Origin of the sequence: Klebsiella sp. MS 92-3 (assembly GCF_000195655.1) — a bacterium.
GTDB classification, from domain to species: Bacteria; Pseudomonadota; Gammaproteobacteria; order Enterobacterales; family Enterobacteriaceae; genus Klebsiella; species Klebsiella pneumoniae.
On the sequence record NZ_GL882808.1, the window covers coordinates 45289 to 60414 of the forward strand.

General features: G+C 56.5%; 14 protein-coding genes. 12 read left to right on the forward strand and 2 right to left on the reverse strand.

What is annotated here, in order from left to right; all coding sequences use genetic code 11:
* Positions 1-54: 54 nt before the first annotated feature.
* From HMPREF9538_RS13785 to HMPREF9538_RS13755, 7 genes are all read left to right on the forward strand, one after another.
* Positions 55-846, forward strand: a complete 792-nt coding sequence (locus tag HMPREF9538_RS13785; RefSeq protein ID WP_002889868.1) for a class I fructose-bisphosphate aldolase — start codon at positions 55-57, stop codon at positions 844-846.
* Between the two features lie 14 nt (positions 847-860).
* Positions 861-1412, forward strand: coding sequence for a glycerol-3-phosphate responsive antiterminator (locus tag HMPREF9538_RS13780; RefSeq protein WP_002889866.1), 552 nt, complete (start codon positions 861-863; stop codon positions 1410-1412).
* A gap of 20 nt (positions 1413-1432) precedes the next feature.
* Positions 1433-2971: an FGGY-family carbohydrate kinase gene (locus HMPREF9538_RS13775; RefSeq protein WP_020316550.1), complete on the forward strand. Its 1539-nt coding sequence runs from the start codon at positions 1433-1435 to the stop codon at positions 2969-2971.
* Between the two features lie 11 nt (positions 2972-2982).
* Positions 2983-3744 (forward strand): SDR family NAD(P)-dependent oxidoreductase, encoded by a 762-nt coding sequence (locus HMPREF9538_RS13770; RefSeq protein ID WP_004177323.1) that lies wholly within the window; start codon positions 2983-2985, stop codon positions 3742-3744.
* A 16-nt stretch (positions 3745-3760) separates the two neighbouring features.
* Positions 3761-4756, forward strand: a complete 996-nt coding sequence (locus HMPREF9538_RS13765; RefSeq protein ID WP_004177325.1) for a 2-hydroxyacid dehydrogenase — start codon at positions 3761-3763, stop codon at positions 4754-4756.
* An 88-nt stretch (positions 4757-4844) separates the two neighbouring features.
* Entirely contained in the window at positions 4845-6107 is a 1263-nt protein-coding gene (locus HMPREF9538_RS13760) for a PTS galactitol transporter subunit IIC (protein WP_002889852.1), read from the forward strand.
* Between the two features lie 217 nt (positions 6108-6324).
* Entirely contained in the window at positions 6325-6963 is a 639-nt protein-coding gene (locus HMPREF9538_RS13755) for a glutathione S-transferase family protein (RefSeq protein WP_009485128.1), read from the forward strand.
* Positions 6964-7003: 40 nt separating this feature from the next.
* Here the strand turns inward: HMPREF9538_RS13755 and HMPREF9538_RS13750 are convergent, their stop codons facing one another.
* Both HMPREF9538_RS13750 and HMPREF9538_RS13745 read right to left on the reverse strand, forming a co-directional pair.
* Positions 7004-7753, reverse strand: a complete 750-nt coding sequence (locus tag HMPREF9538_RS13750) for an SAM-dependent methyltransferase (protein ID WP_004183078.1) — start codon at positions 7751-7753, stop codon at positions 7004-7006.
* A 57-nt stretch (positions 7754-7810) separates the two neighbouring features.
* Positions 7811-8068 carry a YjhX family toxin gene (locus HMPREF9538_RS13745; RefSeq protein WP_002889848.1) on the reverse strand — a complete coding sequence of 86 codons (258 nt, stop codon included), beginning with the start codon at positions 8066-8068 and terminating at the stop codon, positions 7811-7813.
* Between the two features lie 460 nt (positions 8069-8528).
* Between HMPREF9538_RS13745 and glaH the strand changes: the two genes are divergently transcribed.
* The 5 genes from glaH to gabP all read left to right on the forward strand — a co-directional run bounded on the left by glaH (position 8529) and on the right by gabP (position 15109).
* Positions 8529-9506 (forward strand): glutarate dioxygenase GlaH, encoded by a 978-nt coding sequence (gene glaH / locus HMPREF9538_RS13740; protein ID WP_002889847.1) that lies wholly within the window; start codon positions 8529-8531, stop codon positions 9504-9506.
* Positions 9507-9533: 27 nt separating this feature from the next.
* A complete protein-coding gene (gene lhgO, locus HMPREF9538_RS13735; protein ID WP_002889846.1) occupies positions 9534-10802 on the forward strand; it encodes an L-2-hydroxyglutarate oxidase in 1269 nt (422 codons plus the stop codon).
* Between the two features lie 26 nt (positions 10803-10828).
* Positions 10829-12277, forward strand: coding sequence for an NADP-dependent succinate-semialdehyde dehydrogenase (gabD, locus tag HMPREF9538_RS13730; RefSeq protein ID WP_009485130.1), 1449 nt, complete (start codon positions 10829-10831; stop codon positions 12275-12277).
* Between the two features lie 12 nt (positions 12278-12289).
* Positions 12290-13573 (forward strand): 4-aminobutyrate--2-oxoglutarate transaminase, encoded by a 1284-nt coding sequence (gene gabT, locus HMPREF9538_RS13725; protein ID WP_004191863.1) that lies wholly within the window; start codon positions 12290-12292, stop codon positions 13571-13573.
* A gap of 135 nt (positions 13574-13708) precedes the next feature.
* Positions 13709-15109, forward strand: coding sequence for a GABA permease (gene gabP, locus HMPREF9538_RS13720; protein ID WP_002889795.1), 1401 nt, complete (start codon positions 13709-13711; stop codon positions 15107-15109).
* Positions 15110-15126 lie beyond the last annotated feature (17 nt).

The following is a 15126-nucleotide window of genomic DNA, read 5'->3' on the forward strand; positions in this document are numbered from 1 at the left end:
AGACGCGAGTCTCTGAGGGCTTTTTTTTTGTTTTTTTATCTCAGGAGTAAATAAATGTCTAAAGAACGTCGTCTCTCAAGAATATTCGCAAAAGACGGTAAATCCGTGACCTTAGCGCTGGATGGCTACTATTTTTCCACGAAAACAAATGGTATTGATAATACGATAAATCAGCTCCCTGCTCTGGTGGAACACGGCCTGGATTGCGCGCTCGTCACGTACGGCATGTTGAAGAATTATCGGGAAGCATTGAACAGCGTTCCCGTTGTGTTACGCGTCGACAGCACGGTCAGTATCTTTGACAATACCGTTCCCGATACTACCCCCGTTTTTTCCGTCGAAGATGCGCTTAAAGTCGCTGCCGAGGGCGTGGTCTGCATGACCTTCCCCGGCGCCTTCAATGAAGAAAAAACCCACATTATGGCGATGCAACTCGCACAGGCAGCGGATCGCTGGAATGTACCGCTGATTGTCGAATCGCTCCCGTATGGTTATCCCGTCACCAGCGATGACTCTAACAATCCGGCCATCATCGCTGCATCGGCCCGCGCAGCGGTGGAGCTGGGCGCGGACGTCATCAAAACGCGTTTTACCGGTTCACCAGAGGACCGACTGATCGTTGAAGCTGCTGGCGTGCCGGTGCTTGCCTTAGGAGGGCCAAAAACCGGCATCGACGGTTACTTCAAATTTGTTCAGCACTGTATGCAGATGGGTGCGAAAGGCGTGGCTGTGGGACGAAACATTACCCAGGATCCGCAGCCGGCGAAAGTGGTAGCAGGTCTGAATGCCATCATCCATGAAAACGCAACAGCGGAAGATGCATACAGCCTCTACATGGCTAAATAACATCGGAAATTAATATGATTTCAAATAACACCATCATCCCTTCCATCAGGAAGTATAAATACTTTGAGAAAGCATTATCCTGCCAGTCAGAATATGTGCTGCTATCCGAAGCGAATATCGGCAATCTGCAGTCGCTGATTGGCAAATGCCATCAAAGCGGTAAGAAGGTCCTCGTTCACCTTGAATTACTGGGCGGCTTTAAACCGGATCAGGCGGGGATCAATCTGCTGAAAAATTATTACAAGGTTGATGGTGTTATTTCTTCCAATCTCTCCGCGCTACGCTACGCCAAAAAAGAGGGATTGCTGACCGTATATCGGGTTTTACTTATCGATTCGCGATCGCTTGATCAGTCGCTCGATATTGTTAAACACAGTCCACCGGACGCAATTGAAATCTTACCTGCTGAATATGCCTGCCAGTGTCTGGAGTTGATTAGCCGAAATTTGAAAGGCTTTGATGTGGTATTCATCGCCGGAGGCTTTGTTAAGCGCAAATACCTTGTAGATAAAATATTCCATGCCGGATTTAAAGGGATAACCACCAGCGAGCCCGGCTTATGGTAACCAATAAGGAGTCCACGCGAATGAAAGATGAATACGTCATGGGCATCGACAATGGTGGAACCGTCACCAAGGCAGCCATCTATGACCGTAAAGGACAGGTGCTCGCCATCGCCTCAAAATCCACGCAGATGCTGACACCCCGGGAATTCCACACAGAGCGCAGTATCGATGAGCTGTGGGCCGCGAATGTCGAAGTGATTAAAAAAGCGATTGAGCAATCAGGTATCGACGCCAGCCAGATAAAAGGAGTGGCCGTCACCGGTCATGGTAACGGTCTGTATCTGGTCGACGAAGAAGGTCACCCGGTGCGTAACGGCATTATATCCACCGATAGCCGGGCAAAAGAGTACGTTGAGAGATGGCAACGCTCACCAGAATTCCTTACCGACATTTTGCCAAAAACGATGCAGTCCATCTGGGCCGGACAACCTGTCGCCCTGCTGGCATGGCTGAAGGATTTCGAGCCCGAGACGCTGCAAAAAGCGCGTTATATTTTTATGGTCAAGGACCTGATCCGTTTTTACCTGACGGGAGAGGCTTTTCTTGAGCTGACCGATATCTCAGGGACCAACCTGATCAACGTACGTGACTGCAAGTATGACGATGAACTACTGGCATGGTGGGGACTTGATGAACTGCGGGACAAATTGCCCCCCATCAAACGCTCAACAGAATGCTGCGGAAAAATCACTGACGACGTGGCCCGTCTGACCGGTTTATGCGCAGGTACGCCGGTTTCTGGCGGGGTGTTTGATATCTCGGCCTCTTCCATTGCCTCGGGGATTAACGGTCTCGATAAGATGGCGATCGTCACCGGCACCTGGAGCATAAACGAATACGTTACCGACCACCCGGTTATTGATAAAGATCTGTTTATGACCTCCATTTATCCCATTGAAGGTAAATGGCTCATCACCGAGGCCAGCCCCACCTCCGCGAGCAACCTGGAGTGGTTTATTAACAACTTTATGGAGAGCGATCGGAAAACCTCCGCCGAACAAGGATCGTCGGTCTATGACCTGTGTAATAAGCTGGTTTCGTCAACGACGCCGGATGAAAGCCACCTGTTGTTCTTTCCGTTCGTGTTTGGCTCTAACACCATTCCCGACGCCTCGGCCGGCTTTATCGGTGTCAACAGCTTCCATAAAAAAGCCCATTTTCTGCGGGCGATTTATGAGGGCGTGGCCTTCAGCCATCTCTACCACACCGAGCGCTTACGCAATATTAACCCGAAGCTAAGCCGCACTATTCGTATTGCTGGCGGCGTCACGAACTCCCCGGTCTGGCTGCAGATATTCGCCGATATCTTCCAGGCCACGCTGGAAATCGTTGACGTCAAAGAGCACGGGACCCTGGGTACCGCGATGACCGCCGCCGTTATGGTGGGCTGGTTTGCGGAGGTATTTTCTGCCTCAAACGACATGGTCCATGTCTCACGCACCGTCTCCCCTAATCCGGAAAACCACCGGGTCTACCAGACCAAATACCTGCTTTATAAAAACCTGTTATCAGAAATGCAGTCGCCGTGGAAAAGCTGCAGCAACTACATCGCGCACTAAGTGAGGAAAAAATGGATCTGAATTTAACGAATCGTACGGCCATCGTGACAGGCGGCGCAACCGGCCTGGGGAGAGAGTTTGTTCTTTCTCTCGCCAAAGAAGGCGTCAATATCTGCTTTACCTATATGCGTGAGGAAGAGCATCCCGAACGGCTGATCGAAACGGTGAAGGCCAGCGCGAACGTAGAGATCATCGCGGTCAAAACCGATCTCTCTGACGAACAGAGCCGGGAAAATCTGTTTGCCACCTGTATCGACAGACTGGGTAAAGCCGACATTCTGGTGAATAACGCCGGGATCTGGCTGAGCGGCTACGTCACCGAGATCAGCCCGCAGGACTGGGATCTGGTGATGAATGTCAATCTGAAAGCCATCTTCCATCTCAGCCAGCTGTTTGTAAATCACTGCCTGCAGCATGACCAGATGGGCAGCATTCTGAATATTACCTCGCAGGCCGCGTTCCACGGCTCCACGACGGGACATGCGCACTACGCGGCAAGTAAGGCCGGCCTGGTCGCCTTTGCTATCTCTCTGGCGCGGGAAGTCGCCAAACAAAAAATCAATGTGAACAATATCGCCGTCGGGATCATGGATACTGCGATGATCCGTAAGAACATTGAGCAAAACCCTGACTATTACGTCAGTCGTATTCCGGTGGGCCGCGTGGCCCAGCCGCAAGAAATTGCCGACATCGGTGTCTTCATGGTTTCTCCTAAGACCAGCTATATGACGGGAGCAACTCTGGACGTTACCGGCGGTATGTTGATGCGTTAATCTAGGGAGAATCATTATGAAATGTCTGGCAATTGCCGATCTGTTTATCAATGCAGCGATGATGGAATCAGGACTGAAAGCGCTCAGGGATAACGGGATTGAAGTAGAAGTACGCGAGTGGTCACATGGCTCCGTTGAGAAACTTCAGGAAGATAATCTGCGGGTTGAACAGGAAGGAGCAGAAGCCGTGGCCTTACCGGAAGCGCTGCTTCAGGGAACGGATGATATTGACATCCTGATCACTCAGTTTGCCCCCGTCAATACTGCGGTGTTCGATAAACTACCAAAGCTGAAATATGTAGGCGTGCTCCGCGGTGGCGTGGAAAACGTGAATCTTCAGGTGGCGAACGCCCGGGGCGTTGAGGTGATGAACACCCCGGGGCGTAACGCTCGCAGCGTCGCCGAATTCACGGTCGGCATGATCCTGGCGGAAATGCGCAATATCGCCCGTTCACACGATGCCCTGCGTGACAAATACTGGCGTAAAGACAGTCCGAACCATCAGGCGATCCCGGAGCTTGGCGGAAAAGTCGTGGGGCTGGTTGGCCTCGGTCATATTGCCCAACTGGTCGCGGGATTTCTCAGCGGCTTTGGCACGGAGATTATCTTTTACGATAAGTACGTTGCAGGCCATGAACGTTATGAGAAAGTCGATTCTCTGGACGAACTGGTACAACGCGCCGACGTTATCTCGTTACATGCTCGCCTGACGCCGGAAACCGAAAATCTGATTAACGCACACCATTTCGCGCTGATGAAGCGCAGTGCCATCATTGTTAACACAGCACGCTCCGGGTTAATCAATGAAAAAGAGATGATTGATGCGCTCAGATCCGGGCAAATCATGGGCGCCGCGCTTGATACCTTTGATGACGAGCCGCTTCCAGACGACAGTGCATTCTATACTCTGAATAACGTGACCATTACGCCGCATATTGCCGGGAGTACCATTGACGCATTCAGTAATTCGCCCAAACTCTTCGCTGAGATCCTTTTAAAGAAACTCAGTTAAATATTAAAAGAACCATTAAAGGTATTAACAGGGCCCAATGGGCACGGGTTTACTCGTGCCCAATTCGCCCGCCTTTTAAGGAATCATTATGGATATTATCAACAGCATTATTAGTCTGGGGGCATCAGTAATGATGCCAGTAATATTCTTTATTATCGCGCTTTGCTTTGGCGTTAAAATCGGTACGGCATTTAAAGCAGGGATGCTGGTAGGCATTGGTTTTGAAGGGGTGGGGCTGGTGATTGGCCTGCTGCTGACAAACCTGGGCCCGGCATCGCAGGCGATGGTTGAGCGTATCGGCCTGCAGTTAACGGTCGTTGATACCGGTTGGCCTACCGCATCGACCATTGGCTGGGGTTCGCCGCTGATGCTGCCCGTCGTGGTGGGCTTTATCGTCATCAACCTGGCCATGCTTCTGTTGAAATTAACCAAAACGGTGAATATCGATATTTTTAACTACTGGATTTTCCTGATCATGGGGTCTGTGGTCTATGCCGGAACGGGAAATTACTGGCTTTCGGTCGGTATTACATTCGCTATTTTTGTGTTGACGCTATTGGCGGCAGATTTAACGGCGCCGTATTTACAAAAAAACTATAATCTTAAAGGGATATCATTCCCCCATCTTACCTGTATAGCTTACGTGCCGTTTGGCATTGCCTGTAATTACATCATTGAAAAGACCCCGCTTATCAATAAAATCAATTTCGATCCGGAAAGTATTAATAAAAAATTCGGCGTTTTTGGCGAGCCTCTTACTCTGGGGTTCGTACTGGGACTGCTGTTGGCCTTCCTGGCGGGATATGACGTTTCCGCGGCCGTTTCACTGGCCATTAAGGTTTCAGCCGCCATGCTGCTGCTGCCTAAAATGATTGAAATTCTGGTGCAGGGATTGTTGATTGTCCGTGATGCCGCTGAAGCAAAACTGAAGGCTAAATTCCCGGGGCGCGATTTTTACATCGGGATGGATACGGCGTTACTGATCGGTGAACCTTCGGTACTGGCGACCGGTCTGCTGTTAATCCCTATGGCTGTGGTGCTGTCTATCATTCTGCCCGGCAACCGCGTACTGCCCTTTGTCGATCTGGCTTCCTTAATGTTCCTGCTGGCAATGGTCACGCCGTTCTGTAAACGAAATATGTTCCGCATGTTCATAACCGGAACCCTGATCGTGACCTGCATCCTGTATGTCGGGACGGACATTTCGCAAGAATACACTCAGGCGGCGGTGAACTCGCATATTCCGGTGCCGGAAGGGATGGCCGAGATCACCAATATCGTCGGCGGCGCCACGACGCCTGTCGGCTGGCTGGCCGTCAAATTTGGCGAGTTTTTTAGCGCCACACATTAGTACAAGACCACTCAAGTAAACAGAGGGCAAACTGCTGCCCTCTGCTTCTTCCTCTTATACTGTGCACTGAATAGCTGGCTCAGCTACGCCCCTGGTTTGAACATCTGACCAGCGCGTCCGCCCCCTGCGCGGCGAGGTGGCTCATTTCTTTTGTACCCCCTCCCGTTTTCAACCCAACCTGCTATGCTCCTTCTTTCCCTGTTCTCTGGAGATCCCGATGCTGACCATCTGGGGCCGAAAAACCTCCTCTAACGTGCAGGCGCTGATGTGGTGTGTTGGCGAGCTTGGGCTGGACTATCTCCGGTTCGACGTGGGGCATCGCTATGGTGGTACCGACGGCGAGGCGTTTTATCAGCTCAATCCCAATCGCACGGTGCCAGTGCTGCAGGATGGCGATAATCCGCCGCTGTGGGAAACGGGCGCGATCCTTCGCTATTTAGCCAGTCGCTACGCCAATGAGGCCTTCTGGCCGGGCGACCTGCTGGCTCGTACTGAGGTTGATCGCTGGGCCGAGTGGTCAAAGCAGAATATCGCCCTCGGCTTTACGGCGCCGGTGTTCTGGCGCGTGGTGCGCACGCCTGCCGCCGAGCGGGATCCGCAGGCCATCGCCGCGGCGGTGACGACCCTGGAGCAAAAGCTGGCGATTGCCGAGGCACGTCTCGCCGGCAGTCGCTATCTGGTGGGCGATACGTTCACCCTGGCCGACATCCAGTTTGGTCATGTGCTGTACCGCTACTTTGCCATCGATATCACCCGTCGTCCCCTCCCCCATCTTGCGGCGTATTATGCACGGCTAACCGCACGGCCCGCCTTTCGCCAGCACGTCATGGTCAGCTACGACGAACTGAAGGTCTGAAGGTGGTCGGTAGCGCCTCCTGACGCTACCGACATACCGGTTAACGCGCCATCAGGACAAACACGCCCCAGCCGAGATATTCCCGGGTCCAGGTGACGTGGTGTAGCGGCGCAGTGGTCAACTGCTGGCGAACCTCCGGTGCGAAGTCATCGTGCGGATTGGCCTCCAGCCAGCGGCGCATTGTCAGCCATTTCGCCGCTTCATAACGATCCCAGCCCTCCTGGTCGGCCAGCACCATCTCCACCACGTCATAGCCCAGTTCGCCAAAGTGGGCGACCAGCGCCGGTAGCGTCAGGAAGTCATCGGGTGACTGCGCGCCGCAGGCAACCGCCTCTTCTGCCGTGGCCGGACGTTTGCGCCACCATGGCTCGCCGATAAGCAACATGCCGCCTGGGGTAAGGCTCTGCTTCAGCAGCTCGATTGTGCCTGCCACTCCGCCGCCGATCCACGTGGCCCCCACGCAGGCGGCAACATCGCACGGCTGGCTGGCGACATATCCGCTGGCATCCTGGTGCACAAAGGTTACCCGGTCGCTTACCCCGAGCTCCTCTGCCCGGGCGGCCGCCTGCTGACTGAACAGCAGGCTCATGTCTACGCCGGTGCCGACGATCTGATGATCGCGCGCCCAGCTACAGAGCATCTCGCCGGAGCCGCTGCCGAGGTCGAGAATGGTGGTGCCCGGCGCCATTCGCAGCGCCCGTCCCAGCGTGGCGTACTTTTCCGGGGTAAAAGGGTTATGGATACGGTGCTCGCTTTCACTGATGGTAAAAATGCGAGGGATATCGATCATGAGGTTTTCTCCTTGAGAGCCATACGCCCGGGCAGCGACCCTGCCCGGGTCGCTATTTCAGCGGTTGTCCGCTTGCGCGCGAACGTTATTCAAACCGGTCGTGTTGATCCGGTACGGCTGGCCGTTCACCGACTTAATCAGCTTTTTGGTTTTGAGCTTTTTGAAGACCGCAAGGGTGCAGTCGCTCAGCAACAGCCCTTCGCGGGTGTAGCATTCAACGGCGGTAATGCGGCCGGAGGTATCGCGGACGTGCGCAATACGGCCACCTTTGGCGAGAACGTGTAAGGTCCGTTGTTCCTGACGGGATAAATTCATACTGAAACCTGTTCATTATCATGTGCGAAAACATGCCTACACCCGCAGGTGTGTGCGTAAGGTTTAAGCGCAGCGATAATCAGTCCGGCCTGGGCAGGTCGGGAAACTGATTATCTGATAATGACATTCTCCAGCATCGAAGCCTCAGTGAGCATTGAAAGGTATTTACCAGCTGAATATTAACACCTTCATCTGGTAAGGATATTGTGCAGATTAAAAACTGTGACCGGTATTACGATTTCCCTCGGCCCTATCCCCATTTTGCGCTATCCGCCACCCGCTCTGTTCCGCAACTTTCACCACCACCTTATCCCCCTTCCGCATTGTTAAATAATTGTTGTCAGATCACAAAATGGAAACAAAAAGGCCATTTCGTACGCATTTTATAAAAATGTAGATATTTTTAATTTATGGCTACGAAATGAACATCACCCTGACCTTACAGCGAGGAACGATCCTGATGAACGCCCTGACCGCAGTAAAACCGACACCCGCGCCGGTAGCCCAGCAATACCCTGGCTTTTCTTTCACCCCTTCCGCCCAGTCGCCGCGCCTGCTGGAGCTCACCTTTTCCGCCGAAACGACCACGCAGTTCCTGCAGCAGGTCGCGCAGTGGCCGGTGCAGGCGCTGGAGTACAAATCTTTCTTACGCTTCCAGGTCGGCAAGATCCTCGACGATCTGTGTGGCAATCAGCTGCAGCCGTTGCTGATCAAAACATTGCTCGATCGCGCGGAAGGCGCGCTGCTTATCAACGGCGAAGGGATCGATCACGTCAGCCAGGCCGAGGAGATGGTCAAGCTGGCCACCGCCGTCGCCCACCTGATTGGTCGTTCCAACTTCGACGCCATGAGCGGTCAGTATTACGCCCGCTTCGTGGTGAAAAATGTCGATAACTCAGACAGCTACCTGCGCCAGCCGCACCGGGTGATGGAGCTGCACAACGACGGCACCTATGTCGAAGAGCAAACCGACTACGTATTAATGATGAAGATCGACGAGCAGAACATGCAGGGCGGCAATTCCCTGCTGCTGCATCTCGACGACTGGGAGCATCTCGACGAATTCTTCCGCGACCCGCTCGCCCGCCGCCCGATGCGCTGGGCCGCGCCGCCGAGCAAAAACGTCAGCAAGGATGTTTTCCACCCGGTGTTCGACGTCGATTCGCTGGGCCGCCCGGTAATGCGCTATATCGACCAGTTCGTCCAGCCGAAAGATTTCGAAGAAGGCACCTGGCTGAGCCGCCTCTCCGACGCGCTGGAGACCAGCAAAAACATCCTTTCCATACCGGTGCCGGTGGGCAAATTTCTGCTCATTAATAACCTGTTCTGGCTGCACGGCCGCGACCGCTTTACGCCGCACCCGGACCTGCGCCGCGAGCTGATGCGCCAGCGCGGCTACTTTGCGTATTCCACGAATCATTACCAGACTCATCAATAAGGGTTTTCAGGCGAAGGAATTGAGCGGATGTATGATTTCGTGATTATCGGCGGCGGCATCATCGGCATGTCGACCGCCATGCAGTTAATTGAGATTTACCCGGACGCCCGCATTGCGCTGCTGGAAAAAGAGGCCGGCCCGGCCTGCCATCAGACTGGCCACAACAGCGGCGTGATCCACGCCGGGGTGTATTACACGCCCGGCAGCCTCAAGGCGCAGTTTTGCCTCGCCGGCAACCGCGCCACCAAGGCCTTTTGCGAGCAGAACGGCATCCGCTATGACGTCTGCGGCAAAATGCTGGTCGCCACCTCACCGCTGGAGATGGAGCGGATGCGCGCCCTGTGGGATCGCACCGCCGCCAATGGCCTGCAGCGCGAGTGGCTAAGCGCCGGGGAGCTACGCGAGCGCGAACCGAACATTACCGGGCTCGGCGGGATCTTCGTCCCTTCCAGCGGCATCGTCAGCTACCGCGAAGTGGCGGCGGCAATGGCGAAGAACTTCGAAGCGAAAGGCGGAACGATCGTCTACAACGCCGAAGTCAGCGCCCTGAAAGAACATGCCAGCGGCGTGGTGATCCGCACCCGCCAGGGCGGAGAATATGAGGCCTCGACGCTGATCGCCTGTTCGGGCTTGATGGCCGATCGGCTGGTAAAAATGCTCGGCGTCGACCCCGGGTTTATCATTTGTCCGTTCCGCGGCGAGTATTTCCAGCTGGCGCCGCAGCACAACCAGATCGTCAACCATTTGATCTATCCGATCCCCGATCCGGCGATGCCGTTCCTCGGCGTCCACCTGACCCGCATGATCGACGGCAGCGTCACCGTCGGCCCCAACGCCGTGCTGGCTCTGAAGCGCGAAGGCTACCGCAAGCGCGATATCTCGCTGGCCGATACCCTGGAGATCCTCACCTCGCCCGGCATCCGCCGGGTACTGCAAAACAACCTGCGCTCCGGACTGGGCGAAATGAAGAATTCGCTGTGCAGAAGCGGCTATCTGCGGCTGGTGCAAAAATACTGCCCGAGCCTGACGCTGAGCGATTTACGCCCGTGGCCGGCCGGCGTGCGGGCGCAGGCCGTGTCCCCGCAGGGCAAGCTGATCGACGATTTTCTCTTCGTTACCACCGCGCGTTCGATACATACCTGCAATGCGCCATCGCCAGCGGCCACCTCCGCTATCCCGATCGGCGCGCATATCGTCAGCAAGGTGCAGAGCCTGCTGGCCAGCCAGAGCAATCCCGGACGCACGCTGCGTGCGGCACGTAGCGTGGAGACACTACACGCCGCTTTTACCCGTTAACCCCCCCCTGAACACAGGAAGCAATTATGCAACTCAACGATATGACACTGTTTCGCCAGCAGTCGCTGATCGATGGCCAGTGGCGCGATGCGCCCAACGGCGACGTGATTGCGGTCACCAACCCGGCCAACGGCGAGCAGCTCGGCAGCGTGCCGAAAATGGGCGCCGATGAAACCCGCGAAGCGATTGAAGCCGCCAATCGCGCCCTACCCGCCTGGCGCGCCCTGACCGCCAAAGAGCGGGCGAACATTCTGCGCCGCTGGTTCGATCTTATGATGGAGAACCAGGACGATCTCGCTCGCCTGATGACCCTCGAGCAGGGAAAACCGCTGGCGGAAGCCAAAGGCGAAATCAGCTACGCCGCCTCCTTTATTGAGTGGTTCGCCGAAGAAGGTAAGCGCATCTACGGCGACACCATTCCGGGCCACCAGGCCGACAAGCGCCTGCTGGTGATTAAGCAGCCCATCGGCGTTACCGCCGCCATCACGCCGTGGAACTTCCCGGCGGCGATGATCACCCGCAAAGCGGGCCCGGCTCTGGCCGCCGGCTGCACCATGGTCCTGAAACCGGCCAGCCAGACGCCGTTTTCCGCGCTGGCGCTGGCCGAACTGGCGAATCGCGCCGGGATCCCCGCCGGAGTATTCAACGTGGTCACCGGCTCCGCCGGCGCGGTCGGCGGCGAACTGACCAGCAACCCGCTGGTGCGCAAGCTCTCCTTTACCGGCTCTACCGAGATTGGCCGCCAGCTGATGGAGCAGTGCGCGAAAGACATCAAAAAAGTCTCCCTGGAGCTGGGCGGCAACGCGCCGTTTATCGTCTTTGACGATGCCGACCTCGATAAAGCCGTCGAGGGGGCGCTGGCGTCGAAGTTCCGCAACGCCGGGCAGACCTGCGTCTGCGCCAACCGCCTGTACGTCCAGGACGGGGTGTATGACCGTTTCGCCGAGAAGCTGCAGCAGGCGGTGGAAAAACTGCGCATTGGCGACGGCCTGCAGGACGGCGTCACCACCGGCCCGCTGATCGACGAGAAAGCCGTGGCCAAAGTTGAAGAACACATTGCCGATGCCATCGCCAAAGGCGCGAAGGTGGTCACCGGCGGCAAACCGCACGCCCTGGGCGGCAACTTCTTCCTGCCGACCATCCTGGTCAACGTTCCCGACAGCGCCAAAGTGGCGAAAGAGGAGACCTTCGGCCCGCTGGCCCCGCTGTTCCGCTTTAAAGATGAAGCCGACGTCATTGCCCAGGCCAACGATACCGAGTTCGGTCTCGCCGCCTATTTCTACGCCCGCGATCTGAGCCGCGTCTTCCGCGTCGGCGAAGCGCTGGAGTACGGCATCATCGGCATCAATACCGGCATTATCTCCACCGAAGTCGCGCCGTTCGGCGGCGTTAAGGCCTCCGGCCTCGGCCGCGAAGGGTCGAAGTACGGCATCGAAGATTACTTAGAAATTAAATATATGTGCATTGGCCTTTAACAGGAGCGACGGATGAACAGCAATAAAGCAATGATGGCGCGTCGCAGCGACGCGGTACCGCGCGGCGTCGGCCAGATCCACCCTATCTTCGCCGAACGCGCGGAGAACTGCCGGGTGTGGGACGTGGAAGGCCGGGAATATCTCGATTTTGCCGGCGGTATCGCGGTGCTCAATACCGGCCACCTGCATCCGCAGGTTGTCGCCGCCGTCGAAGACCAGCTGAAAAAGCTGTCGCATACCTGCTTCCAGGTGCTGGCCTATGAGCCTTATCTGACGCTGTGCGAAAAGATGAATCAAAAGGTGCCCGGTGATTTCGCCAAGAAAACCCTGCTGGTCACCACCGGGTCGGAAGCGGTGGAGAACGCGGTGAAGATCGCCCGCGCGGCAACCGGGCGCAGCGGCGCTATCGCCTTCACCGGCGCCTATCACGGCCGCACCCATTACACCCTGTCGCTGACCGGCAAAGTGAATCCTTACTCCGCCGGTATGGGCTTAATGCCGGGCCATGTCTATCGCGCCCTCTACCCATGCGCGCTGCACGGCGTCAGTGATGACGAGGCGATCGCCAGCATCCATCGCATCTTCAAAAACGATGCCGCGCCGGAAGATATCGCCGCCATCATTATTGAGCCGGTGCAGGGTGAAGGCGGGTTCTATGCCGCCTCCCCGGCCTTTATGCAGCGCCTGCGCGCCCTGTGCGACGAGCACGGCATTATGCTCATCGCCGATGAGGTCCAGAGCGGCGCGGGTCGCACCGGTACCCTGTTCGCCATGGAGCAGATGGGCGTCGCGGCGGATATCACCACCTTCGCCAAATCCATCGCCGGCGGTTTCCCGCTGGCGGGCGTCACCGGCCGCGCGGAGGTGATGGACGCCATCGCCCCCGGCGGACTGGGCGGCACCTACGCCGGCAACCCCATCGCCTGCGCCGCCGCCCTGGCGGTATTACAGATTTTCGAGCAGGAGAATCTGCTGGAAAAAGCCAACCAGCTCGGCGACACCCTGCGCCAGGGCCTGCTGGCGATCGCTGAAGATCATCCGGAGATCGGCGACGTGCGCGGTCTGGGGGCGATGATCGCCATTGAGCTGTTTGAAGAGGGCGACCGCAGCAGGCCGAACGCCAGGCTGACGGCGGATATCGTCGCCCGCGCCCGCGACAAAGGCCTGATCCTGCTCTCCTGCGGGCCGTACTACAACGTGCTGCGCATCCTGGTGCCGCTGACCATCGAAGAGGCGCAGATCGAGCAGGGGCTCAAGATCATCGCCGACTGCTTTAGCGAGGCGAAACAGGCATAGAACAGAACACATGCGGAAGCGAAGTACGTTCGTAAGGGAATGAAGACGAGACCTGCAAAACAACAATAATACGCGTGCCCCGGCGCGGGAACGTCGGGGCGCTCTCCCAGGTGACACACTTCGAGAGGGTAAATGATGGGGCAACTGTCGCAATCACAGGATTTAGGGGCGGGGCTGAAGTCGCGCCACGTCACGATGTTATCTATCGCCGGGGTGATCGGCGCGAGTTTATTTGTCGGCTCCAGCGTCGCCATTGCCGAGGCAGGCCCGGCGGTGCTGCTGGCCTATTTGTTTGCCGGGCTGCTGGTGGTGATGATTATGCGTATGCTGGCCGAAATGGCGGTCGCCACGCCGGATACCGGCTCCTTTTCCACCTACGCCGATAAAGCCATCGGCCGCTGGGCGGGGTATACCATCGGCTGGCTGTACTGGTGGTTCTGGGTCCTGGTTATTCCGCTGGAAGCCAATATCGCGGCGATTATTCTGCATTCGTGGGTGCCGGGCGTCCCGGTGTGGTTGTTCTCCCTGGTCATCACTCTCGCCCTCACCGGCAGTAACCTGCTGAGCGTCAAGAACTACGGCGAATTCGAGTTCTGGCTGGCGCTGTGCAAAGTGATCGCGATACTGGCGTTTATCGTCCTCGGCGCGGTCGCCATTACCGGCTTTTATCCGTATGCCGAGGTCAGCGGCATTTCGCGTCTGTGGGATCACGGCGGCTTTATGCCGAACGGCTTCGGCGCGGTGCTGAGCGCGATGCTGATCACCATGTTCTCGTTTATGGGCGCAGAGATCGTCACCATTGCCGCCGCCGAATCGGACACGCCGGATAAACACATCGTCCGCGCCACCAACTCGGTGATCTGGCGTATCTCTATTTTTTATCTGTGCTCGATCTTTATCGTCGTCGCCCTGATCCCCTGGAATATGCCGGGGCTGAAGAGCATCGGTTCCTATCGCTCGGTACTGGAGCTGCTGCATATTCCCTACGCGAAGCTGATTATGGACGGTGTGATCCTCCTGTCGGTCACCAGCTGTCTGAACTCGGCGCTGTATACCGCCTCGCGGATGCTCTACTCCCTGAGCCGCCGCGGCGATGCGCCGGCCATCATGGGCCGGACCAACCGCAGCAAAACGCCGTACGTGGCGGTGCTGCTCTCCACCGGCGCGGCGTTCCTTACCGTGGTGGTGAACTACTATGCCCCTGCGAAGGTGTTTAAATTTCTCATCGACAGCTCCGGCGCCATCGCCCTGCTGGTCTATCTGGTGATTGCCGTTTCACAACTGCGGATGCGCAAAATCCTTCAGGCGCAAGGCGGCGAAATCCGTCTGAGAATGTGGCTCTATCCGTACCTGACCTGGCTGGTGATCGCCTTTATCACCTTCGTGCTGGTGGTGATGCTGTTCCGTCCGGCGCAGCAGCTGGAGGTGATCTCTACCGGCCTGTTAGCATTGGGAATTATTTGTACGGTACCGATTATGTCGCGCTGGAAAAAGCTGGTATTGTGGCAAAAACTGCCGCTGCAAAATACGCGTTAACCCTGTTCCCCCCGCGC